This window comes from Oceanobacillus aidingensis, assembly GCF_042654105.1.
GTDB classification, from domain to species: domain Bacteria; phylum Bacillota; class Bacilli; order Bacillales; family Amphibacillaceae; genus Oceanobacillus; species Oceanobacillus oncorhynchi.
In genome coordinates this window covers 40,910-63,404 of sequence record NZ_JBHSFT010000008.1, presented here as the reverse complement: position 1 = coordinate 63,404, position 22,495 = coordinate 40,910, and the positions used below count along the sequence as shown (strand labels likewise).

The following is a 22,495-nucleotide window of genomic DNA, read 5'->3' as shown; positions in this document are numbered from 1 at the left end:
AGCAGTCGCAGCTACTCTTTATTTCCGTTTTGCTTTTTTATCATCTTTTGATGCTTTTAAAATACGGTCTGCTTCCTGTGCTTCCTTGGTAACACTGTTGTTTTTCCACCAATTCCATACTGCCGCTGCTGCTAAAACAACTGCGGAAACTCCTTCATAAATCTCTTCTTCGCTAAACGGCAGTGGATTCCATCCGAAAGCTACTAACGTTTGATTGACTAATAAAACTGCCAATACCACTAATCTTGTCATTGCTTGTTGCATATTATCCTCTCCTTAAAATATAAATTGGAGCGCTAAAATTACAGCTGTGGTTACCAGTCCGCCTGCTCCTGTGATACTAATAAACCATTTCCAAAAGCTGGACAGATTCAACTTTTTTGTATCTAGATGATGGCTTATCAGCTTGTTAAGCAATTCTTTTTGCTCCTTGTTGTTTTCATCCATGTTGAGCTTAATATCATCCAACTTTTCGAACATCTTGTCTTGCTGTGCTTCGACGTTGGTCAGCCGTCGTTCATGCTCCAGCAGAATTTCAGGAACTGTTATCTGTTTATCATTCATTTCTGCCAACTCCTCCGGTTGTGGCATCTTCGACCCCCTACAATCAGACATAAAAAAGAGGCTAGCATAACGCTAACCCCATAAAAACTAAAATTTTGACAAAGCACGTCTCCTGATATGAAAATACTTAGTCTGCGGAATATCTTTCGATGCAAACAATTCACCATCAATTTGATAAGCCAACTGCTTTGTCCCTGAATGAAAAACTCCATAAGCCTCATGGCCAGCTCTGATTAATGCTTCAATGAAATTATCATTGAAATCTCCTGTAAAAGCTCTATTTGAAATCATAGATTTACCTCCTTTCTATTTTCTTCCGTAATAAAAGTGACTTTTAATAAATCCCCCATACTTATAATATAAAGCTTTGGGCCTTCTTTTTTATGGAATTCTAGGATTTATTCATAAAAAATAACGCTTATTCAGCGTTTTCTGTTTCACGCGCTGTCAATCGCTCGACAACCTTATTTTTAATCAATTCTGGAATCGCTCCATCTATACCAGCTTGGAAATATTCCGTTATCTGCACAACAACCGCTCCATCAATATTGAGTCGTTCCCTGTCATCGCCTTCAATCGGTGAATTACCTCGAAAACTGACTAATCTAACCTGCTCGCCGTCCTGTTCAATGTTGCGTGAGCCAGTTTCCTTAAATTCATAATTATTCATCATCCTTATCCTCTCCTTCTGTATTTTCTTCCTCTGCATTTTCAAAAGCTTCCACTAAAGTAAAATGAGCGATGGCATCGTCACCTACCAGCTCCTTCCCATAATCATTGACAAGCTTTTTGACAGTGTTTAAAGCTGATTGAAGGTTCTTATCATCAAGGACAAATTCCTCGTCTAACAGAGCGACTTGCGCCTTATTGAAGGCACGCTTATCCTTAATGGCAGGCTGTCCATCATCAAGATAAACAACCTCTCCCTCATCGTCTAATTTTGCAAATTCTTTCATCAATTCGTTGGATTCATCTGCCACCTGCTTTTGCTTTTCTTCCAGCGCTTTAACAACACGCATCCGATGGATGGATTTTTCCTTTTTCGGATTGAGTGACTGTACTAAAAAGTTGTTTATGATTCGGATATCTCCATAAGTTAATTTGATTGTCATGCTGATTCCTCCAATTGTTCTACTCTTTTCTTGAGCGCTTTATTTTCTTTTTTCAATTTGACTACCTCATTATTGATATATTGGTACTCGATGCGTTGCCAGTTCAATTCTTCATCGATACTATCCAACCGTCTCAAGCTGTCCTGTATAACATGCTGATGCATAAATAGGATATTATCTTTTTTGATCGTTTCTTCGTCACTCTTTACAAGATAGTCATTCTGCATCTGCAAATCATCAATGATAAAACCGACTTGCCTGTCATAAATGGTCTGCGGATTATCCTTGTTAAACTTCATGCTTTCGTCCCGGCGCCAATCAAACGTAACGATTTTCGCATTACGGATAAATTCAAGACTATCTGCTAATTCCATTGTGCCTTCATTTTTCTTGAATTTACGGGCGGAGTTGCCCTGCAAAGCGCCATGCAGATAATTGGCACGAACAGAGTTTGTATATACATAAGTCATATACCTGTCTCTACGACCAATATTATAATTATTATCTGCTGGATATTGTCCGTAAATGGATGGATTGTGACCGTCAACATGGTCCGTATCAATAGCGAACCCTCTATTGGCAGTTGGGTTGGAAATATAAACTGTCCGCCATCCTAATACGTTATCAACATAAATGCGGCGATACCTATAGGTAGGTGCGCCAATGTCATGTGTTCCATGGGCAAATGGGCGAATGGTTGGATTGCCATTAAAGTCAAATTCTATTCCTTTATCCCAGCCTACAGCTCTGTTTCTCAATTGGAATCTAAAGCCGCTGATACTATTTGCGGCTCCGTCAGCGATTGCTCTAGTCGTATGCCACATAGCTCCGCTGTACCATTCAGATAACGTATCAAGGTTTGCAGCACCAGTCGTTCCTGAATAAGCAAATGGATAATCTTGAAGTGATTTACCCACACCAAAACCGGCAGAACGTACTGTACCGTCTTTCGTATCCCGATACTGGATGCGATTTCCGACGGAAGTAAAATCAATTCTCGCCCCACTGCCAAGCGTAAAATGAGCATTACGCATGGTTAGATTACCTGTATTAAGGTTTAAATCCATGTTGTTATTATTGGATAGCAACCTACCGGAACGAAGCGTACCCATATTTGCAGTAATTGCCTGCAGAGTAGCCGCGTTAATCTTATCCGCATTGACGCTAGATATTTTTGCAGATGTAACGGCTAAATCATCAATTTGTGCTGTGCCTATGATGGCACGTTCTAATTTGGCACGTTCAATCGTACCATCGGCTATATGAGCGTTTTGGATAATGGCTTCATCTATAAGTGACAATCCGTTTAGATGGATTAATGCTCCGGATAAGCGTATGCCTTCCTTCATTAAATTAATTTCAGAAACAATGCCGTCTACGTCTACTTTTAAATCAATTTTTCTATCTAATTGAGTGATAGATGATTCGGCTTGTGTCATGCGCTGGTCGGTGTCTTCGTAGGCTGGTTTCCATGGAGTTTCCATATTCCCGTTTTCAATTTGAACTTTAGACAGAAGAAAACCTTCTGGTTGATAATCAGTTTCTGTTACTCTCGTTGCAATATTCAAGTCCACCTCACCACTTTTGGGTGGAGTGAACGTAACTGAATATCTCCTTAAATCAGGGTGTGCATTTGTCATTACAATATCCGGCAACCTATAATTTCCCGTGCCATCTTCATACATCAAATACATATAGTTGAGTGTTGTCACTCTATAATTGGCAGCGATATCTAAACTTAGGGTATATTGCTTGCCACTTTCAACCTCAAACTTATGGGTTCTAACTCCATAGGTAGTGTTAGCCCCTTTTCTAACCCTTATATTGCCATTTACAATTGCTAAACCTGTATTCCCCCATGCGCGCCATCCGTCCAAATTATCGCCTTTTGAATTAGGGATAAGGTTATTGCTGCCAATTTCAATACTGGAAACAGTCTGCTCAATCCCCTCAGCAAAGTTTCTTGTCTCAGCAATAGAACGTCTTAAATAGTCGGATTCATCATCAAATATCGTCTTAGTAACTCTATTTGTAATCTGTTCTGACATGACTTCTATACTAGCTTGGGCGCTTGATATGCTGCCTTCAATATCCACAATTGATTCAGCTTGTAAATCGATTTTCCGGCTGTTCTGAGTAATCTCTGTCCAATGGTTTTCTTGAGTTGATAAGATATCCTCGGGAGCCAACTGATAAGACCCTGCTTTATTTCCGATAACAAGAGTAGGCTCTTTTAATTCAACGTGTCCTTTTATATCTCGAATTAAATAGGTAACACTTTTTCTAAGGTTTTCTGCGTTTGACGGAATAGAAATCGTATTTGAATACCTTTTCCATTCATTATCATCATCAATTACAAGTCGCATTTGAAAAGTTAAATATCGAGTGACTCCATCAACTTGATAAGTTGTTTCAATACCAATCCAAGGCGAACTACCTTGCTCGTAACCAGATGACTTTGCCATTATGGATATAGTGACTTGATTCCCTTTTGCTGATTCTAAAAAATCATCAGAAACAGTTATTCCGCTTATTCGAGCAGTACCAAATTCATTAGGACTGTTTAGCACCAAATGATTATCGGAAGTATTAAGATAGTAGTTTCTGTCTCCAATCTCAATATCCCCAATAGCATCCCTAACAAACGATTCTTCAACTTTGGTAGATATCTCATCATTCAAAAACGACAGCTGTGCAGAATGACCTTCGACAACGCCATCTACTTTACTTATAGCATCAGCATTTAACTGTAAACCTTCCGCAGTCGCTTCAATTTCAAGCGTGTTCTGCTCGATGGATTCTAAGATGCCCTCCTTATCCCTTGTATAAGTGATTTCATCAAGCTTACCCTTGATTAAATTGGCTTGTGCTTCTAACTCCAAGCTATTGCTAGTGACCGTATCATCTATACGCTCAATCTCTTCAATACTGGCAGAGATACGCCCTTCAATATCATTAATTTCAGTTTCCACATTAATAAATCTGTCTCCATGCTCACCAAGTAAATCGTCTATTTCATCAGCACGACTTACCAAGCCATCTGCCCTGTCGTTTAAATCAGCAATACGGTTATCAAGGTAATCTGTACGGTCGTCTAAATCGCTCAAGATGCCGTCTCTAGCAAGGTCGATTTCTTCATCAGTATAGATACGTGCCTGCTGATTGATTAAATCTTTGGCTTCCTGCGATATTTGGTCAAAGTCAACGCCATTTTCACCAATGATATCACTGACTCTGTGAAGCTCTCGCATTCTTTCAGCTAGCTCTGGTCCCCACATAATATCTTCTGTCAGCACCCGATGAGTAGCCGCTCTTACCTGTACGCTCCAATCAGACGGTCTGCCATGGTAGTTGACGGCGCGGACACGATAGTACCAGACTTCATCAGTCCCTACTGTATAGCTAAAGGCGCTGACATCACCTCTCCATAATAAATGCTGTGTATCTGGTACAAAGTCCTCTGTGCGACTGCCATAGACCTCGTAGTGCTTGATAAACATTTCATCTGCATACTGCCAGTACAACTGAATAACTTCCATACCACCATAAGCTTCCAAGTTAACAGGCGTGGAGGGTTTTCGGTCTGGATAGCTACCTTCAGTAATCTGTTGCTTCGGAGGATTATTTTTTATATCCTCTATTTTCTTATTGAGGTCGTTAAAATCGTCTCCTAAATCAAGAAATTGACCCATTTCCACAACTGTCGTACCTTCGATGTCCATCAGGTCATATTCCATTGCAATAACACGCGCTTGAATTTCGATAGGTCTAGCAAACTTTCTATCTATCGCCTGGCATGTATCTCCTAGGCTGACTTTTTCGTCAAATAATTCAACGGATAATCGGTAATTAACTTCTGGTCTTTTGGCATCTTGCAAAGCCTCCCATGTTGCTTTTAATAGGTCTTCCGGGTCTTCATAGTCTTGATTGCTAAACTCTCCATCACGATGCCTTTTTACTCCATTTTCAAGTATTCCGTATTTATCTAGTGCTTCCGGGTCTCCTACCCATTTTTGACCTAACGGCTTATTAACAGGGTCTCCTCGACTTGTACGCCATTCCACATCGCCAAAATCAATATACCTAGTATTGCCTCCACCTTCTGTTTCAAGGCTAGCCCCGCGTCCATATAATGCTGTTTTGGGATAACTAAGCACCGTACGACCTATTTCAGTAGTATTATGGTCAATTTCAAATCTTTGGCCTTGTTCAGTTCCTAAACGTTGAATAATTTTCACATAACAGCCTTTAATCTCATTCGTCTCTTCATCCAATTCCACTGTATCTTTAAACTCTCCGCCCCAAGTAGCAATTGTTTCCCATATCGCTTCGGTGCTGGGGATATAATAAAAATTCGTTGTTGCTCTTCCTAGTTCAACTTCAACACTCGCTTGCCAACGTGTGCCTTGTACTGCAGCAGCCAATGCAACATCAGCGGTCTGTTCAATAAAGCGACGTTCTACAACGATATGATCGTTTAACTCAGCTAAAAATGTCGGTTCACAAATGGCTATGGTAGTCGGCCCGTCAAACCCGTTGCTATCATCAACTTCTTTAATCGTCATCAAACGCCAGTCGCCTTCATGGTCGCGGAAGACTACTTTATTTTCTTGTTTGACGTGTGCAGCTGTTGGCTGGTCTGCTTCTACAGTAAAAGAAAAAGGCTCTGTCGGTACGCTATTTACCTCAATGCGGTAATGCGTTTCGATAAGCCCTGTATCTTCACTTATTACTGTTAAAGTTTGTTCATCTTGGCTAAATATAAATAATTCCATTGATTTCCTCCTTTCTAGAAGGATTCTCCCTATTTATGTCGAATATAGTAATTTGGAGGGAGGTGATTTTTTGATAGATACAGATTTTGATGCAGCAATAGAGGCTGGTTTAAATTTAGTTCCATACGTCGGTGGAAGTTTAGCCAGCCTCTATTCAAATCACAAAAACAATAAAAGATTTGAAAGAATCGAAGACTTTTACCAAAATCTTAAAAAACAGATGGTTGAATTAGATCAAACAATTATTGATCGGATTAATTCTAGTCAACAAGATCCTGAATTACTTGCATCGTTAATTGAAAAGCAACATGAAGTAATCGAAACTGAATATATCAATTACAAAAAGCAATTCTTGCAAAGTTACTTTATAAACAATTTAATTATGGAGACTACCTATGAAACTTTCGATAAAAAAGTAATGTACCTAGATGCTTTAAAGAACTTAAATCTTTCGGAACTTGAAATTTTAATTTTGCTATTTCAACAAAATAAACCACAACAGATTTCTGGAATTGAATTCAAAGAGAATTCAAACAAGGATAGATATACTATTGTAGGTCATGTTAACAGGCTAAGAAATTATGGTTTTATCGAATTATACACTGGCAATGTCACTATTGGAGGAAACGTAGATAATATTCATGACAGCATCATTAGTATTTCTGATTTTGGCAAAGAATTTGTTAGTTTTTGTCTTTTATAATTGATATGATGGCAATTATCACTATCGTTAACCAAATGTACCAATATTTAATTAGTAACTGCCCTTGGGTTAAATTAATTAGATTATCAAACATCAGCAACCACTCCATTCTATAAAGGAGGTGATACATATGCGTATAGGATTTCAATTCGAATTAAAAGATGGAACGATAATTGATAGTGTCGAAGAATATCCACCAACTCCAAAAGGCGATATTTTTTATGGTTTATCAAACTCGTTCAAAAACAACGCCTCATTAAATGTTACAGATAAAAACGGAGCTTCGTTATCAGCTAAATTCGCCGACGACGTTAAATCAGTTAAAGTAACATTTGATTAATCAAACTAAAAAGAAGGGATTTATTTCCCTTCTTTTCATTCAGCATTTTTCATCACTAATTTCCCTGTATCCAAGTCCATAGACATGTTACCGTTCTTGCTTTTCAGCTCATTACTCATAATACCCCTCCTAAAAATTCATATAAAAAAGAACAGAGCAACCAGATATTTACCGGTAGTCTGTTCTCAAAACCATTTTTGTTTTATTCTGCTATAGGTAAAGCATCTTCAACTAAATAATTGCCTTCTAAGTGCCAATTAGTTATTTCTAAGATGATATGAGATTCTCTTGCGTCTTTTATTTCCTTCTCAAAAACTTTAGATACCCTTAATGTTTGCCCTTCTAATTCTTTTAAAGCCTGGTTAAGCTCATTATCTTTTAGCTTTATACCTTTTTTATCAAATGGATCAACTTGGGATTCTTTAGTTACACTTCCCCAATAAATAGTACCATCATTACTACTCTTATACTCTTTTTCTAAAATATAACTACATCTCATAGGACTGCCTCCTTTCTGCGGTATTAATTATGTAAGAAAAGCAAAAGCTTTCCCTACTTCTATTATACCACAAAAAGAACAAAAAGACTGAAAAGTCTGCAATCAATAAAATCTTTCATCATATTTAAGTTCACAAGCATGACTTGCTTTCACTTCAATATCACCAGGTTCTAGCATTTTATAATTCGATGCAAGACGTATACTGTATCTGAGGTCGGTATCGTCATTTAACCAAACTTCACGACCTTCGTATTTGATGATTAAGCGGTCACCTTCGATAAATTCATATCCTAAGAGGATATAGATATCCCCTGCACGTAACTCAAATTTATCTGTATTTGCAGTAAATCTAAGCGAGATTTCCCAAGGCGTTTCATCTTGGCCGGCGATGGCATGAGTACTTTCACTCGCCCCAACTTCAATTACTTTCTCATCCATCCGCTTAGCACTGTCCGCACAGGTAAATGTCATCGTGCAGATAAGACTATTACTGTCCTCATCCGGGATATTGGCACCCGATAAAGTAGCTACAAAATGAGCATTTTCGTCGGTGAATTCAAGTCTTTTCTCGTTTCCTTTAAGATAACCATTCAACCGATTGAAACGCTCTCTAAGTCCTTCATTTGTGGCATCTGCAATTAAAAATTTAACTGGTATCTCCCTGACGTCATAAGTCACATCTTTTACCCTTGAACCATGAGCACCTGGCATCTGTACTAAGTCTAATCTACGATTTAAAATACCTCTACCGCCTACAGATAACGTTACAAATCTTCCTGTTTCATCTGTCAGCAATTCATCCAGATTCTTCCCATCAAATACCGTTTGGAGCGATAAGGAAGTGCCTCCTGTATCGCTTGTTGGTTGTGTATCTACAAATTGGTACATAAAGCACCTCCTATACCGTTCTAGGTCTTAATCTATTACGCTTTCGATTTTGATTTTGGCTGATATCATCTACAAATGTGCTGAAATCCTTGCCTCCCAGAACCAAATTAATGATTGCTGGTTGCGGTTGTTGAATTTCTCCCTGATGACTCAATTCGTGACTGACACGGGATTGTATTTGCGCATTTGTATTTGCAACTTGTCCTGCAATATCAAACTGCGGTGTTGCTACGTCAAATGGTGACGATACATAATCAGCCATCGCATCCATGACAGAATATACCTTGCTAGCATAACGCTCGATTCCAACTGCAATTCCTTCTGGAATCCAGCGACCAACATCGTCCCTCATAATTCGGGATGGTGATTTAATTTTCAATGCACTGCGCATAGTTAATGCGACACGACTTGCTATGTTGCGTGCTGTAGACATAACGGCACCTGATCGGCTGTTTAATCCGCCTTGCAAGCCTGCCATTGCGTTAGAACCCACACCGGACATCGCTCCGCGGAGCCCTCTAAATGGAGAAACTAATCCACTAGATAGCCTTGACATAATTCCCATGCTCGCCGAAGCGCCAGAATTCAAGCTACCTTGAAAAGCGCCCATAGATACTCGGGCTAATCCTGGTAATCGACTCAAGCTATTACTCATATTGGATACGCCGCTTTGCGTGGTTCGATTAAGGCTTTGCATTCCCATGTCGGTTCTGTTAATCATGGCTGTTGTCATAGTAATTATTGAATTAATTACACTAGATTGATTATCAGATATACCATTGCCTAAACCTTGAGATACGAATTGACCAATAGCAAAAAACACACGAGAAGGACTGTGCGTATCAAATTCACCTCTTGCTACGTTAATCACATCTTGCGCAACGGTGCGCATAGCACTTACCGCACCGTCACCCATTCCGCGAATACCGTTACTGAGGCCGAGGCTGACATTATTTCCAATTGTTTCAAATGTAGACTTCGGCAACCCACTCTCTGTCGTAGTGGTTACGTCATTCGTTAAGGTTTCTGCAGCGCTTGTAGCGTTACCTTTGCTACCTTCGATTCCTGTGCCAGTACCTTGACCTACGTTACCGCCATAATTGATATAAATAGATTCAGGCATACCCTCTTCTACTTCAGATTGAACACCACTTGTCATGCTGTTAGCAGCACCAGTTGCTTCACCCGTACTCCCTTGGATTCCTATCGCTGTTCTAATCGGCACGGAGCTTCCGAATATTTCTAGCGGTGTACCTTCGAGCGCTGCTGATATTTCTTCGCCTGGCGCTCTTCCAATTTCACCGGAAGCCCATGCAACGGATTCTTTACCGTTGTTAAGCGATCCTGCAAGTCTGGTTGGAACGCCATCTGCCGCTCCTTCGATATCAGAATTGTTCATTTCTTCTATCGCTGGATTAGTCGCTTCTCTACCTAACATTTCAGAGGCAGCCTTTACATAAGGAGATCCGGTTTCCATTCCAGCAGATATATCAACAGGAACTTCTTCACCTTTTGCAGAGAAATCATGGTTTCCTAAAGCTATATCAAGCCCTTCCCAAAGTCTTCCACCTAATCTGGTTGTGGATTCCTCAACTTCCTCGGCGCTTTCATCAACCCCGCTTGCTGTCTCATTTCCAACTTGAAGACCATACGCCTCCCAATCCGCCTCATTGATTTGCGTGCGAAGGATTGTTTCCATACGTTCTACAAGAGTTGTCATCAAATCTACAACTTCTTCGAATCCTTCACCTAAAGCATCTTTAAGAGCATTTGATGATAGTTCTCCACCTTCTTGGTAAGTGTCTGCTAACGTTTTTAATTTCTCACCACTAGTGCCTTCAGTTCCTTCTAAATCATCAACCATTTCTTGCAAGACAGCCGCATGGTCAATCCCCATATCTTCAATGAATGGAATAAAGCTTTCATAACTATTGTCTCCTGCCCATTCCATCAATGTGGCTTGGTTCTCTCCCCACTGTTCCACCATTTTTTGGTTATGCTGCATGGTTTCAATCATGCTGTCCATAGTGTGGTCAGTCTTGCTTTCAATTTCTTCGAAAGCGTTGGTTGCAGCATCTTTTAATTCTCCGTATTTATCAGCAAGCGAATCAAAAGCATCTTTTGCAGCTCCTTCTAAATCCTCATAAGATATGATGATGTCATGGTTATTGTCAGCGATAATGTCTTTAGCATTCTGACTGGATTCAACCATTGTGTCTTTCGTTGTTTCATATTGAATACCTAGTTCATCAAGTGTTGCCAGTAACTCTTGCTCTTGTTCGTCAAGTTCTTGTATTTTTATTCGAGCGTCAGCAGTGTCGTTTCCACTTTCTTGAATAGTTGAGTTCCATTCTTTACGCATCGCTATAACTTCATCGAGTTGTAGTTCTACTTCTTGCTGCTCTTTTAAGATTTCTGTTAGGCGTTCTTGGGCAGCGTTACCCTTATCTTGCTCCGCCATAAGATCGATACGCGCTTGCATTTTTTCAGTTGATTCGCTCAACATGTCTGCTTCTTCGTTATATGAAGCGTTTAAACCATCAACATTACCATTCAATTGTTCAACTGCGATGCTTAGATTACGTTTATCCTCAGCAGATTTGTTTTCTTTTTCTGATAGTTCTTCGACCGTTCCCAGTAATGTGTTATTCGCTTCTCTGGTTGCATCAATATCATTAACTCTATCTTTATAAACTCCGGCACTTTCATTCATAGAATCTATTAATGTATCAGTAGATTCTCCCAGTTCATCTGTTTCTTCCTTTAAGCGCTCGGTTTCTTCGCTAGTTTGGTTGAAATGATTCCATACAGCGTATGCTCCTGCGGCTAATCCAGCTGCTCCAGTAATAATCCAGCCAACGGGACCCATTAGTGCTAACATCGCCGTCCTTAGACCTGTTGTTGCTACTCCAAGTGCCATTTGTGCAGCAATTACTGCTATCGCCCTGCCTCTTAAAGCATTGTAAGCTAAGGACATTGCTGTTGTAGTTGTTGTGACAGCTGCTTGAATCACTGGGATTCCCATTAGAGTTGCTTTAAAAGCAAGAAGTGCTGTACCAACGGATTTGACCACCATCAACCCTGCAAACGCTGCTGCCATTCCACCAATAACAGGAACAAACGGTTTAGCCACAGTCAGCAAAGGACTAAATACATCTAACAAACCAAACAATGCATTTCCAACCGGTTCAATTACTGCAGCTGCTGTTTTCATACTTGATTCCATGAAGGAGCCAAATTCACTAACCATATCACGCATTGTTGGCAATCCGTTATTTGTAAGCATGCCGTCGATTGCTTCAATGATTGCAGTTACACCACGGGCAGCAGCTGCGCCCATATTGGCAAATGCACCAGACCAAGATGCACCAGCTTCTTTTGCTGCACCGGATATATTGGTAACGCCATTGGTACCTTCCATCATGGCTGTGGTTACAGTGTTTACAAAGTCCTCTGCGCTGATTTCACCATCAGACAATGCTTTAGATACTTCATCAACACTTCTTCCGGTTGCCTGAGCGTATATATCAACCGCCGGAATACCAGCTTCAAATAATCGATTTAATTGGTCCATGCCAACTTTACCTTTTGTCAGCATGTTCTGGAGAGCATTTGTTACGTTGGCAAACTGCTCATTTGATCCATCACCATAAAAAGCTACAGCATCGCCCCACGCTTCTATATATTTAGTTGCTTCTCCAACTTCAACGCCACGCGTTACAAAGTCCTGTACACTGGATGCCGCAACATCCAAACCGTAAGCTGTACCAGTTACAATGTCATTCGTTTTATCGAGTGCTTCATTGGCATCCGTTGTACTTCCTGTCATTTCTGTCATGACTCGCTCAAACTGCTCCATGGTGTCGATGCGTTGAAACGCTAAGTCAACGGCATTGCGTAATACTTTGAAAACGCCAACTGTTGCAGCGATACCTGCGATTGTTTTAATCAATTTATTCATGGATATATCTGTTTCGTCAGCTGAGTCGGCCACGCCGTCTAATCCATCTTTCGCCTGATCACTGCTTCCACTGACGCCTTCTAACGAATCGGATGCGCCATCAATACCGGCTCCAGCGCTTTCGCCACTCATCCCTGCTTCTTCAAGTGCAGACCCTACATCACTAACGCTAGTCGTAGCACTGTCACTGCTTCCGTCAACACTATCCAGTGCTGCATCGACAATATCTACTCCAGCGCCGGCACCGTCACCACTTGTTCCCAAATTATCCATCGCATCGGTTACACCGTCGACAGTTGTTGATGCCTGGGAACCGCTGTCAGACATGCCGTCTAATGACGAATCAAGAACATCTAACCCACTGCTTGCGCTATCGCCACTGGATCCTAAATCATCAAGAGAGGAACCTGTGTTGTCTATCGCGCCAGATGCTGATGAACTTGAATCCATCACACCTCCCAACGCAGCATCTACCGTATCAATGCCAACACCCGCACTGCTTCCACTATCATGAAGTGAATCCATAGAGTCGCCTACATCATGCATTCCGGATTCAGCACCACCAGTTGCCCCTGTGATGCCTTCGAGACCGGATTCAACAGACTTCATTCCGCTTCCAGAACTGCTGGCTGCACTATCGAAATCGATTATGCTTTGTGTGCCTCGTTGAAATGATCTAATAAATTCTTCAATACCGGTCGCTCTCAGATATGCTTCCACACTGTATTGTTCAGAAATAATATTAACCTCCCTTCTTATTAAGGATTTTTGCTGCTTCTACCATTCTTTTTTGTCTATCAGTTAAATTGCTTTTGTTCGGTTTGCTTGGACCTTCTAATGACTTAATAGCTTTTTCATAATCAAAGAAAGACTTGAAGTCTTTGAAAACAGGCTCCATTTTCGGCTTGTCTTTACTGCCGACATTTTTATTTGCGGTAACTTGATGATTAAGCCACGCTTGCATATGCATGTCATATTGCTTGTCGATTTGAGCCAAATTAAAAGCCCTCATCCGCAGTGAATATTCACGCAGTGAGAGCACTTTGATGTCATAAAGGCTTGTAAATCCTAAATAACGAAAGCAATTTATTACAATCTGTTCATAGGCCTCTTCTGATGGAGGATTTTCATTCTTTACTGGGCTTGTTTCTGTTCCCGTTGAGCTCGTTGAACGCCTTTTTTGAACTCTTGCATTTTTGGTTTCAAAAAAACCGATTCTTCCATAGCCTCTGTAATGGTTTTAAATAGTTCTTCTAATTTTCCCTCTGCAGCTTGTCCCTCGATGTACTCATCGATACCACTATTAGATGGCTTAGATTTAAGGTGATCAGTTGCCGCTTTGATAATATCTACCAAAATAACTGGATTCCTTGTTCCTAAGTGAGTGATAGCTGTCTCTACCCCGACCCCTAACGGAATTCCTTGCGCCTTTACTGTATGAAATTCATCCATCTTTCTAATAAATCCTAAACCAAAAGCTAACTCATATTTTTTCTCGCCAATTTGAATTTCCATAATAAAATTCCTCCTAATATAAATAAAAATAAGTACAAAAAAAGAGCGCTATTTCAGCGCCCTTAGTCAATGATTAACGTACTACCGATTTCCGCTTCCCCAATCGCTTGGGGCTCATGAGGGAGTATCCCCATCTCCGTCTTCACCTTCATTACCTTCTCCTCCATCGTCATTTCCGTTGTCGTTTTCACTTTCAGGCACAGTGTCAGTAAATGCATACTGCACTGCTTGCTCTTGTTCTTCTGTTAGTGTAGCCATACCTGTTTGCGGTTCTAACTCTACGACAAGGTTGGATTCGATGTTGGACTGCTCTTCCACATTCGCTGGATTCTCCCATGAATCAAGATATCCTTGGCAATAAACTGCTGGGTATTTTCCATCATCATCCCTTAAATCTTCATCCACAGTGACTTCCCAAACTTCCAGTCTAGATCCGGATTTAACTGCATCTTCTAACATTTCTCGCACAGGGTCGTCCTTCGCTTGGATTGCTGAGATACTAACAGCAGATTCTAATTCTCCGACTTGAACAACCGTACCGTCTTTTGTGACGATAGATTCTAATTCACGGCTGTAACTAAACGTATGCTCCGTCTGAAACACTAATTTAGCTGCGGCTTTATCTCGATCTGTATACTTTCTGAATAGCAATATTTTATCCTTACCTTGTAACATTTCTGGCATGTTGTTTCCCTCCTAATTTAAAGTAGCTTCACAGCTTAAAACGCCGTGAAGCAATGGTGTTCCGGTTGAATTATCATCCATAATCTGACCGGTTGTATTATGATTTAATACTTGATAGCCATCTGTTCTTTTCAATCCATAAAAAGCGTTCTCGATGGCATTCCGCATCTCTGTTACTGTTTTCCGATTTCGTTCTGGTTCGTTGGAATAGACATGGACTCTCACCACGTAATCACCATATCTGTTGAATTTTGTTCGTCTGCTGGTGTTGAATGTCTCTCCGACATAAACAAAAGGATACGGAGCTTTACCATCTGGTAGATAGTTAAAAGTCGCGTATCCTAATTGCATGCTTATTTTATAAATGGCATCATAAATAGATTGGTCGGGCGTTTTTCTCACTCAACCACCTCACTTTAATAGTCTTTCTAAGTCCCTGATAAATTGCATTTTTTGAGCCAAGAAAGCCGGTTGTACAAATGGTTGCGCCGCCATGTACCTCGTTCCGTACTCCAAGTAAGATGAATAGTGAGTATTCGGCGCGACCATCACTGAATAACCTCTATCCCCCATAGGTGATGAAATACCAATAGAACGTTTTGTGGCACCGGTTGGCGGAATAAATTTCCCGTTATGATAATGGCCTTTAAACGATGCTTCTCTTTGCATCCTTCTTTGCATCTCCGAACCATTCAATTGAACAACCTTCTTCACAGCGCTCAAATCCGATTTCTTTTGCATAGCTTTTATTAATGGCCCAGTTCCTTTGATACCAAAACTGCCCCTAGCCATTACACTTCACCCTCAACAAAAATAACGCCTTTCCGGTAATTGGATTGGCGTTTTGGTTGGTAAGTTTGTTCGTTGTCATCATCTAAATATAGATGCTTAAAATCTTTATAATAAGGCTGTTGCAAACGAATGACAGACATCACTTTGTCAATCTGTCCGAATATCTGATTGGTTCGGTCTATGCCTAATTTAGATACGTTACAAGGGAGTGTTCTTTCAATGTTCTCTCCAGGTATCCATTCGCCTTTTTCCGGATCATAGTATCCATCGGTTTCACTAACGAAGGTGACTCTTTTATCAAAGCGCATTAGAAGAACAGCACCTTTCCGCGCTTCGGCTTAGATTCTTCATCCTCCACATAATCATCGATGATATCAAGATACGGATCCAGTTCCTTATCTAAATCATAGAAATCGATTTTATGGCCTTCTACCGATTCAGACTTCATACCTTCTGAGCCAATACGATTGAAGCGACGCAAGGTTACTTCTTCGATGATATACTCCAATTCTTCTGGAATTTCTTTGATAGACTTGTTAACTTTGCGTAACTTACCTAACAACAGACTGCGAACATTTTTAATCAAAACATCCAAGACAGGGTCCTGTAGATTGTCTTGGATATTTAATACGATTTTCACATTCTTTTTAATTTCATCCATGATTATTCACCATCTTCAATCAATGCCAATAACGCCGCCACTTGTTCTTCGGTAAATTGAGGTTCGGCGTCTTGGCCATCTGCACCGTCAGAGCCAGCAGGACCTTGTGGACCCTGTTCGCCGGTATCGCCTTTATCTCCCTTATCACCTTTTGTTCCTCGTTGTCCTTGAGGGCCTTGTTCCCCTTGCGGTCCTTCCACTCCATCAATTAACTCTGCGAAATCCTCACCAGTAGGTTTTTTACCAGTGCTGAACATTTCTTTTAATTCTTCTTTTGTAGCCATTTTTAGCCTCCTATCCTATTTCAAAAGATTCACCAATTGTGGCTTCCCCTATTGATAGGGGTCCATTAGGGAGTACCGTCAGCAACCTTTGCGATAAAGATATTGTCAATAGATTCAAAGGACGGCAGTACAATTTCAGACACAATGTTATAAACGTTGACCGGATGCGGCTCTTTTACCGATGTTACAGCGATAGCGTTGTCAATAAGTGATACTTCGGCATCGGTATTTCCACTCATGAGATCAGCTTCTTCCGGAGTTGTCCCAAAATAGGTGTTACCTAAATTACCTTCTGGAATCAGAGTAAACACATCGTCCGGAAAGAATAAATTAGAATCTCCACCAACTTCTGTACTGTACTTTTTGTTGTAGACAGCAATGGTTAGACCTAATTTGTTTGACAGGTATTGCTGCACCATCGCATCAGTTAGAATGATGTTCTGACCTCCTAGAGGATTCATGTCTAAACGGATTGTTTTATTGTTAACAAGATAGTTCCATGTCTTGCGTGTACAAATCGCTCTCGTAGGACGCGTGCCAGTTCTATCCTCGATTTCATCCTGCCATTCTTTAATGTCAGTAATCGGATTAGAATCTGGATTACTCCATTGATCTGAACCTGTCAGTGTATCTTGATTGTTATCTGAAAGATCATAATCATAATCATAAACTTGCCGACCGGATTCAATACTAATTTGACCAGTTGATAATAGCTGCATAATCATTCGTTCTGGCACAACTCTTGCACCATCTACTAGATTAGCGACATCATCATAAATACGATTAATCAAAGGCATGAGATACTGAGAATTCGCTGAATTCATTACCTTTAAAATTTCTTGACGTTCTTTTTCTCCAATTCGCATGCCTTCACGGAAGAACGGCATTTCTGTTTCGATTTTCGTAACGCCAATACGATCACGTAAATCAGCTTTTGCATCAAATGCAGATGCTTTCAATGCTACTGGAAGCCCTTTGCTCCCTTTAATCCACGACAAATCTAATCCCATTTGCTTTCGAGCAGGGAATAGCGTTTCTCCTAAATACGGAATGCGTTCTGAGGCATTCTCTTGATAATAAGTTGCGATATTTGGTGCGTTCACTAAATCAAAAATGTTATCCATCATCAAAACTCCTTTATTTAATAAATTTAATTTGGTTTAATGCTGCTTTTGCTTCTGATGCCGGCGCTTCTGGTAGCTTATCTGTTTCGATAAATGCATGAATGAGCGCAGCACCAGCTGCAGGACCATACGTTACATCCACATCATTAAATAAAACACCCTCTGCATTTTCATCATTTGATTTAACTGCAAAGGCTGATCTATCATCAATAAAACCTCCACCAATAACAGTTCCTGCAGGTACAATCTTCTTTCCATTATCATTTGTCGACACTCCTGCATCATCAACAGTCACAGGTAATGCGACATAATGGTCAGCAAACTTTAAAATTTGTTTTTGCGGTCCACCAAATGGTGTTTTTGTAAATTTCATTCTTCATAACCTCCATTATTTAAAATAATTTCCTTGTGCTTTTTCAACGTCAACACTATTTTGCTTGTTCAGATTCGCTAACTGTTTACCTAAATTGTCAGCTTTCAATTTCCCGCCGTTGCCAGCTGGTGGTGTGTCCTGTCGCAATTTTTCTTTAACAGCATCATTCACGGCACTGTCGAATGCTTCTTTAAATGTTTTGATATTTGCTAACGTGCTTTCTGCATCTTCACCAAGTAAGATGTCAGCGAAATCAGAAGGTAGTTTCTTTTCTTGCAAATCTGCTACTGCATCAGAGCGCAATTCTGATCGCTTAATTTTTTCTTCACGTTCTAAAAGTTCCTTTTCACGCTGTGTCAGTTCCTCTTGTTGACGTTCCTTTTCAGACAACTTGGATAAGCGCTGCTGTTCTGCCAATGCATCCTTGACAGCTTGATTGATAGCTTCTTGCTGCTTTGGTTTTTGATTCTCTTCAAAGGCAGCGACTGCCTTGCTAATTTTGCTATCCACTTCGGACTGAGTGAACGTCTTTTCATTTCCTTCTCCGCCTTTACCATTGCCGTCGCCGCCTTGTTGACCGCCTTCTGCGCCTTCACCTTGCCCAGGGTCACCTTCACCCTCAGCAAAGAATTGCAAATCAAGTGGTAATCCTTGTTGCGCACGATGTGTCAAACTTGATGCAATCTGACCTTCTGTAAAAGGCATTACATTCGCTAACTTTTTAACTTTATCCATTAATTCATTCATTTTGTTTCCTCCTAATCCCATGTAGTCATTGCCTATCAACCTTTCATTCCATAAAAACAAGCCCCGCACAGTCCATTACAGCCCGTTCAGTGCTTACCCTTATAAAAACTATTCAATTGATATTTAAAGCCCACACAGTCTTAATTTTGGCATAATAAAAAGCCCTGTTTAACGTCTGTTGGCTAAAGACAAATGATATTTAGATATTTAATACTTCTAACATGCTATTACAATTCGGGCATTCACCCGATAAAATCTCCTTACCTCTCGGTGTCCTACGTTTGTCATTTTGATAAATTGATTCATTTCCTCCAAAAATAGCATCAGAAGGTGGTCAAAGTTATTTAACTTCCTACCTGTCGCTTCACAATAAGGGCAAGGTATTCTTTTTAATTGTGCCACGTTGCCCCTCCTTTCTTAAGCTAATTCAACACATACTGTGGAATCTATTGGAGAACTGAATAGTATTGTTGCGTCTTTATCAAAAAAGATGTATACACCATCTCTTACCTTTACTGTATCCACTTCCGAAACCGTTCTTTCTGACATCCATTCACCGTTTGCTACAGTGACTAGATACTTCATTTAATCAGCCCTTTCACCATTCCAATGCGAACCAAATGCCCTAAATGTTTCAATGGCTTACCGTGAAACGGTCCGTATATTCTACTTTTAATCTTGTACATCTGGTTATGGTAGAAAGATTCTACGTCTAATGAGAATAATTTGAACTTGTGTTTCATTTCGCATCTCCTCCTTTAATCGCCTCAGAAAGAACTGTCAAGGCTTCTGGGTCAATATCACCAAATTTATGATGCTCTCTTATGGTGTTCAGTTTAACTTCTTTTTCCTTCAGTTTTACTAGCTTGCTCAAGCTATCAGCAATACTTTTTAAATATCTTTCTTGCTTATCCATATATTTTATCTCCCATCATCATCCTGTTTTCTCTTGAAGAAACGTTTAAGAGGGTGTAATTTCACTTCAAATCTCCCTGTTCTAAGTTCCATTCCGTTCCAACTTGAATAGAGTATAAACGTCATAATGATTACAGGGATCAGAAACTCAGTTATAAATTCCCAAATAAATTCCCACATCATTGTTGCTCCTCTCTCCCTTCGATTTCTTCCCACAAAGCTTCTCGGTCCATGTATGCAGCAGTAGAGCAACGGCAATTTGGATGCATTGGGTACATATTTGTACCGATCTCCATTTCAGACTTATTGAATACCTGGCCATCTAACGCTATGCAAACAGGACAAGCATCTGGTTCCGAAATGAACTCATATTGCTCGAAATCAGCTTGATCAAGGCTATCTTTGAATACATCACTTTGTACTCTAGCCATTTCAGTCCGCATTAAACGCTCAGAATTACTGATACTGGAATCAATGGTCTTCCTAAGTTCTTTGGCAAGTTCCCTTGGATTCAATCCTTGAACAATTCCGCGGTTCAATTGCCTTTCAACTTCCAATCGTAGTGCATCTTGATTGCTCCACAAACGTTCTGACCATGTAGCATTCTGAAAAGAGGTATTGATAATCGTATCAATCTTCTTAGCGTTTGCTGTTACTGTCTCACCTAAAATTCCTGACTGCCTTTCATACTCCGCTCTTGCCGCCTCGGTCAATGTTTCATCTATTATTTTTTCCTCTTCACTGGCCATAGCGATAATCTCTAAACGAATATCATGCTTTAACATTTCAAGACGGTTGATGCGCATTGTGGCATTATAGAGGCGCATTTCCTCATTGGCAGTTGAAGTAAAATTTCTTTCCTTCACATATCGCTTCGCTTTCTTAGCGTATCGTTCAACATCAGCCTTTCTGACACGTTTTCTAGCATCAGACATAGAAATACCTTCTTTACTCGCATATCGAGAATAGAAGGCTTGTATGAGTAGTTCTATTTCTTCCAGCGCGGCTTCTTGATTGGCTCTGATTCGCCTGGCAATTGCAGCATCGTTCCTGATTTGGTTGCGGATGTGTTCTTGTTCTCTGCGGCGCCAATAATTATTCGCCATCGCCGGTCACTTCTTCATGCTCTTGTGAATTCTGATGCTGATGCTCTTCAAAATCATATTGCGGTTGATTGATAGGGCGCTGTTTTTCTTCTTCCTCAAGTTGTTCTATTTCTTCATCGGCGTTCTCGATAAATGATAACTGGCTAATCATTGTTTTTTGAGACAACTGACCACCAGCATCGGTAAACCATTTCATTTCAGCTTCGATATTCTTCGGTAAGTTTTCTGTAAAGGTAATATTTAATTTGGATACATCAATCTCACCTTCACTAGCTGTCTTCATCATGTTACTTATCAATCGATAACGTTCACGCAAAGCACGCTTAAAACGTCGTTCTTTAGCTGCACGCTTTTGCTCCATGAGAAATAGCTTGTACTTCATGACCTCTCCCGACATATTGCCAGCAAAGTTTTCATCACTTAAATTAGGGGTAGCAGTGAATAAATGAATATCGTTGGCTATGCGCGTTTTATATGATTCAGATCCTTGTACATCGTACTGCTTGTAGATGTAATCAGCGTTAGCAGTCGATTCTCTACCATCTGCGTTTGGCTCTGTTTTAAGGAAAATGATATTATTCTTTTTCATTTCTTTCGCTTCTTCTACTTCTAAATCCAAATTCCCTATAATCTTTAGCATGGCATCATTTAAATCCTGTGAGTAATTGGCTAAGTCAGACTGCGCTCCATCGTACATGTCGATAAGAGCCAACACGTCCTCAAAATCGCCCTGCCTAAACTTGTTATTCTCGTACTCGATGATTGGGATGCCTTGGAAATTATTAATTTCTCGCTGCCTTTCTTCATCCGTCTGAGGCTCAACGATTTGAAGTTTACTGCCATCCTCATAACCTAGCTTAAGATTTTTTTCATCAGTATAGAGTAATATCGTCTCTTCATCTGAATATTTACTCTTAAAGTAACGAACCCCAGCAATTGATTTACGTTCCACTGTTTCATCATAGATGACAAAAGTATTCAATACATCAACATGCGTGAAGTGATATTCATCATCGGTACCGCGATAGAGTAATTCATAGGCTCGGCCATAAATAGATTGGTCAAGTACCAATTCACTGTTATGTTCGTCAGCATCATTGATACGGTTCATATCTCTGATACGCTCTGATACATCTTCATCATCATGTATTGTTTTAAGAGGGATACCGACCATATATCCTTGAATGAATGTACTAACGTATCTCGCAAAATTATGCACTGCTCTGTTGTCAGCAAGGTGTTCTTCTCTACGCCGATTGTCTTTCAAAATTGTTTCATTGTTGCCCTTAAAATAGTTTTGCAGCGTTTGGAGCCTTGGACGCTGCACTTTTTTATGCTGCTCTATCATCTGTTGTAAGTGTTCCATATTATCAAGTAATTTCTCTGCACTCTCATAAGTGAAATGTTCATTTGCTTCATCAGGGAAACGTTGTTTTGATTTATTTGCCATGT

Annotated in this window: 26 protein-coding genes; 2 read left to right on the top strand and 24 right to left on the bottom strand. The window is 40.2% G+C overall.

Annotated elements, in window-relative coordinates; genetic code table 11:
- Positions 1-18: 18 nt before the first annotated feature.
- The 6 genes from ACFO3P_RS05950 to ACFO3P_RS05925 form a co-directional block, all read right to left on the bottom strand.
- Entirely contained in the window at positions 19-264 is a 246-nt protein-coding gene (locus ACFO3P_RS05950; protein ID WP_379542284.1) for a phage holin, read from the bottom strand.
- 12 nt (positions 265-276) lie between these two features.
- The gene (locus ACFO3P_RS05945) at positions 277-591 is read right to left on the bottom strand and encodes a hypothetical protein (RefSeq protein ID WP_379542283.1); all 315 of its coding nucleotides are present in this window, start codon (positions 589-591) and stop codon (positions 277-279) included.
- A gap of 60 nt (positions 592-651) precedes the next feature.
- Positions 652-855: a hypothetical protein gene (locus ACFO3P_RS05940; protein WP_379542282.1), complete on the bottom strand. Its 204-nt coding sequence runs from the start codon at positions 853-855 to the stop codon at positions 652-654.
- 127 nt (positions 856-982) lie between these two features.
- Positions 983-1,237: a hypothetical protein gene (locus ACFO3P_RS05935; protein WP_379542281.1), complete on the bottom strand. Its 255-nt coding sequence runs from the start codon at positions 1,235-1,237 to the stop codon at positions 983-985.
- A complete protein-coding gene (locus ACFO3P_RS05930) occupies positions 1,227-1,676 on the bottom strand; it encodes a hypothetical protein (RefSeq protein WP_379542280.1) in 450 nt (149 codons plus the stop codon). The genes ACFO3P_RS05935 and ACFO3P_RS05930 overlap by 11 nt, the downstream gene beginning before the upstream one ends.
- Positions 1,673-6,451, bottom strand: coding sequence for a phage tail protein (locus ACFO3P_RS05925; protein WP_379542279.1), 4,779 nt, complete (start codon positions 6,449-6,451; stop codon positions 1,673-1,675). The genes ACFO3P_RS05930 and ACFO3P_RS05925 overlap by 4 nt, the downstream gene beginning before the upstream one ends.
- Before the next feature lie 70 nt (positions 6,452-6,521).
- On the opposite strand from ACFO3P_RS05925, the gene ACFO3P_RS05920 reads away from it, so the two are divergent.
- Complete coding sequence (locus ACFO3P_RS05920; RefSeq protein ID WP_379542278.1) at positions 6,522-7,154, top strand: hypothetical protein; 633 nt, start codon at positions 6,522-6,524, stop codon at positions 7,152-7,154.
- Between the two features lie 130 nt (positions 7,155-7,284).
- Entirely contained in the window at positions 7,285-7,494 is a 210-nt protein-coding gene (locus tag ACFO3P_RS05915) for a hypothetical protein (RefSeq protein ID WP_379542277.1), read from the top strand.
- Between the two features lie 202 nt (positions 7,495-7,696).
- Here the strand turns inward: ACFO3P_RS05915 and ACFO3P_RS05910 are convergent, their stop codons facing one another.
- The 18 genes from ACFO3P_RS05910 to ACFO3P_RS05825 form a co-directional block, all read right to left on the bottom strand.
- Positions 7,697-7,993: a hypothetical protein gene (locus ACFO3P_RS05910; RefSeq protein WP_379542276.1), complete on the bottom strand. Its 297-nt coding sequence runs from the start codon at positions 7,991-7,993 to the stop codon at positions 7,697-7,699.
- 102 nt (positions 7,994-8,095) lie between these two features.
- Complete coding sequence (locus tag ACFO3P_RS05905) at positions 8,096-8,881, bottom strand: distal tail protein Dit (RefSeq protein ID WP_379542275.1); 786 nt, start codon at positions 8,879-8,881, stop codon at positions 8,096-8,098.
- 10 nt (positions 8,882-8,891) lie between these two features.
- Positions 8,892-13,451, bottom strand: coding sequence for a tape measure protein (locus tag ACFO3P_RS05900; RefSeq protein ID WP_379542274.1), 4,560 nt, complete (start codon positions 13,449-13,451; stop codon positions 8,892-8,894).
- 133 nt (positions 13,452-13,584) lie between these two features.
- Positions 13,585-13,839 carry a hypothetical protein gene (locus ACFO3P_RS05895; RefSeq protein ID WP_193062992.1) on the bottom strand — a complete coding sequence of 85 codons (255 nt, stop codon included), beginning with the start codon at positions 13,837-13,839 and terminating at the stop codon, positions 13,585-13,587.
- Positions 13,840-13,976: 137 nt separating this feature from the next.
- Positions 13,977-14,357, bottom strand: coding sequence for a tail assembly chaperone (locus tag ACFO3P_RS05890; protein WP_193062990.1), 381 nt, complete (start codon positions 14,355-14,357; stop codon positions 13,977-13,979).
- A 114-nt stretch (positions 14,358-14,471) separates the two neighbouring features.
- Entirely contained in the window at positions 14,472-15,041 is a 570-nt protein-coding gene (locus ACFO3P_RS05885) for a phage major tail protein, TP901-1 family (protein ID WP_193062988.1), read from the bottom strand.
- Positions 15,042-15,053: 12 nt separating this feature from the next.
- The gene (locus ACFO3P_RS05880) at positions 15,054-15,443 is read right to left on the bottom strand and encodes a phage capsid protein (protein ID WP_193062986.1); all 390 of its coding nucleotides are present in this window, start codon (positions 15,441-15,443) and stop codon (positions 15,054-15,056) included.
- A gap of 9 nt (positions 15,444-15,452) precedes the next feature.
- A complete protein-coding gene (locus ACFO3P_RS05875) occupies positions 15,453-15,833 on the bottom strand; it encodes an HK97-gp10 family putative phage morphogenesis protein (RefSeq protein WP_379542272.1) in 381 nt (126 codons plus the stop codon).
- A complete protein-coding gene (locus tag ACFO3P_RS05870; protein WP_379542271.1) occupies positions 15,833-16,141 on the bottom strand; it encodes a hypothetical protein in 309 nt (102 codons plus the stop codon). The genes ACFO3P_RS05875 and ACFO3P_RS05870 overlap by 1 nt, the downstream gene beginning before the upstream one ends.
- A complete protein-coding gene (locus tag ACFO3P_RS05865; RefSeq protein ID WP_256705868.1) occupies positions 16,141-16,494 on the bottom strand; it encodes a phage head-tail connector protein in 354 nt (117 codons plus the stop codon). The genes ACFO3P_RS05870 and ACFO3P_RS05865 overlap by 1 nt, the downstream gene beginning before the upstream one ends.
- Before the next feature lie 2 nt (positions 16,495-16,496).
- Positions 16,497-16,778 (bottom strand): hypothetical protein, encoded by a 282-nt coding sequence (locus ACFO3P_RS05860; protein ID WP_276540061.1) that lies wholly within the window; start codon positions 16,776-16,778, stop codon positions 16,497-16,499.
- Between the two features lie 65 nt (positions 16,779-16,843).
- Positions 16,844-17,902, bottom strand: a complete 1,059-nt coding sequence (locus tag ACFO3P_RS05855; protein WP_379542270.1) for a major capsid protein — start codon at positions 17,900-17,902, stop codon at positions 16,844-16,846.
- Between the two features lie 13 nt (positions 17,903-17,915).
- Positions 17,916-18,275, bottom strand: coding sequence for a hypothetical protein (locus ACFO3P_RS05850; protein WP_339236890.1), 360 nt, complete (start codon positions 18,273-18,275; stop codon positions 17,916-17,918).
- A gap of 15 nt (positions 18,276-18,290) precedes the next feature.
- The gene (locus ACFO3P_RS05845; RefSeq protein WP_379542269.1) at positions 18,291-19,022 is read right to left on the bottom strand and encodes a DUF4355 domain-containing protein; all 732 of its coding nucleotides are present in this window, start codon (positions 19,020-19,022) and stop codon (positions 18,291-18,293) included.
- A 417-nt stretch (positions 19,023-19,439) separates the two neighbouring features.
- Positions 19,440-19,607: a hypothetical protein gene (locus tag ACFO3P_RS05840; protein WP_379542268.1), complete on the bottom strand. Its 168-nt coding sequence runs from the start codon at positions 19,605-19,607 to the stop codon at positions 19,440-19,442.
- Between the two features lie 154 nt (positions 19,608-19,761).
- Complete coding sequence (locus tag ACFO3P_RS05835; protein WP_379542267.1) at positions 19,762-19,938, bottom strand: hypothetical protein; 177 nt, start codon at positions 19,936-19,938, stop codon at positions 19,762-19,764.
- Positions 19,939-20,116: 178 nt separating this feature from the next.
- Complete coding sequence (locus tag ACFO3P_RS05830; RefSeq protein ID WP_379542266.1) at positions 20,117-21,043, bottom strand: minor capsid protein; 927 nt, start codon at positions 21,041-21,043, stop codon at positions 20,117-20,119.
- Positions 21,033-22,493, bottom strand: coding sequence for a phage portal protein (locus ACFO3P_RS05825; RefSeq protein ID WP_379542265.1), 1,461 nt, complete (start codon positions 22,491-22,493; stop codon positions 21,033-21,035). The genes ACFO3P_RS05830 and ACFO3P_RS05825 overlap by 11 nt, the downstream gene beginning before the upstream one ends.
- Positions 22,494-22,495: the final 2 nt, after the last annotated feature.

What these genes read in the sequence shown, in the direction of transcription:
- ACFO3P_RS05950 (WP_379542284.1), bottom strand. Translation starts at nt 264, where the DNA reads ATGCAACAAGCAATGACAAGATTAGTGGTATTGGCAGTTTTATTAGTC.
- ACFO3P_RS05945 (WP_379542283.1), bottom strand. Translation starts at nt 591, where the DNA reads ATGCCACAACCGGAGGAGTTGGCAGAAATGAATGATAAACAGATAACA.
- ACFO3P_RS05940 (WP_379542282.1), bottom strand. Translation starts at nt 855, where the DNA reads ATGATTTCAAATAGAGCTTTTACAGGAGATTTCAATGATAATTTCATT.
- ACFO3P_RS05935 (WP_379542281.1), bottom strand. Translation starts at nt 1,237, where the DNA reads ATGATGAATAATTATGAATTTAAGGAAACTGGCTCACGCAACATTGAA.
- ACFO3P_RS05930 (WP_379542280.1), bottom strand. Translation starts at nt 1,676, where the DNA reads ATGACAATCAAATTAACTTATGGAGATATCCGAATCATAAACAACTTT.
- ACFO3P_RS05925 (WP_379542279.1), bottom strand. Translation starts at nt 6,451, where the DNA reads ATGGAATTATTTATATTTAGCCAAGATGAACAAACTTTAACAGTAATA.
- ACFO3P_RS05915 (WP_379542277.1), top strand. Translation starts at nt 7,285, where the DNA reads ATGCGTATAGGATTTCAATTCGAATTAAAAGATGGAACGATAATTGAT.
- ACFO3P_RS05910 (WP_379542276.1), bottom strand. Translation starts at nt 7,993, where the DNA reads ATGAGATGTAGTTATATTTTAGAAAAAGAGTATAAGAGTAGTAATGAT.
- ACFO3P_RS05905 (WP_379542275.1), bottom strand. Translation starts at nt 8,881, where the DNA reads ATGTACCAATTTGTAGATACACAACCAACAAGCGATACAGGAGGCACT.
- ACFO3P_RS05900 (WP_379542274.1), bottom strand. Translation starts at nt 13,451, where the DNA reads ATGAAGTCTGTTGAATCCGGTCTCGAAGGCATCACAGGGGCAACTGGT.
- ACFO3P_RS05890 (WP_193062990.1), bottom strand. Translation starts at nt 14,357, where the DNA reads ATGGAAATTCAAATTGGCGAGAAAAAATATGAGTTAGCTTTTGGTTTA.
- ACFO3P_RS05885 (WP_193062988.1), bottom strand. Translation starts at nt 15,041, where the DNA reads ATGCCAGAAATGTTACAAGGTAAGGATAAAATATTGCTATTCAGAAAG.
- ACFO3P_RS05875 (WP_379542272.1), bottom strand. Translation starts at nt 15,833, where the DNA reads ATGGCTAGGGGCAGTTTTGGTATCAAAGGAACTGGGCCATTAATAAAA.
- ACFO3P_RS05870 (WP_379542271.1), bottom strand. Translation starts at nt 16,141, where the DNA reads ATGCGCTTTGATAAAAGAGTCACCTTCGTTAGTGAAACCGATGGATAC.
- ACFO3P_RS05865 (WP_256705868.1), bottom strand. Translation starts at nt 16,494, where the DNA reads ATGGATGAAATTAAAAAGAATGTGAAAATCGTATTAAATATCCAAGAC.
- ACFO3P_RS05860 (WP_276540061.1), bottom strand. Translation starts at nt 16,778, where the DNA reads ATGGCTACAAAAGAAGAATTAAAAGAAATGTTCAGCACTGGTAAAAAA.
- ACFO3P_RS05855 (WP_379542270.1), bottom strand. Translation starts at nt 17,902, where the DNA reads ATGGATAACATTTTTGATTTAGTGAACGCACCAAATATCGCAACTTAT.
- ACFO3P_RS05850 (WP_339236890.1), bottom strand. Translation starts at nt 18,275, where the DNA reads ATGAAATTTACAAAAACACCATTTGGTGGACCGCAAAAACAAATTTTA.
- ACFO3P_RS05845 (WP_379542269.1), bottom strand. Translation starts at nt 19,022, where the DNA reads ATGAATGAATTAATGGATAAAGTTAAAAAGTTAGCGAATGTAATGCCT.
- ACFO3P_RS05840 (WP_379542268.1), bottom strand. Translation starts at nt 19,607, where the DNA reads ATGAAGTATCTAGTCACTGTAGCAAACGGTGAATGGATGTCAGAAAGA.
- ACFO3P_RS05835 (WP_379542267.1), bottom strand. Translation starts at nt 19,938, where the DNA reads ATGGATAAGCAAGAAAGATATTTAAAAAGTATTGCTGATAGCTTGAGC.
- ACFO3P_RS05830 (WP_379542266.1), bottom strand. Translation starts at nt 21,043, where the DNA reads ATGGCGAATAATTATTGGCGCCGCAGAGAACAAGAACACATCCGCAAC.
- ACFO3P_RS05825 (WP_379542265.1), bottom strand. Translation starts at nt 22,493, where the DNA reads ATGGCAAATAAATCAAAACAACGTTTCCCTGATGAAGCAAATGAACAT.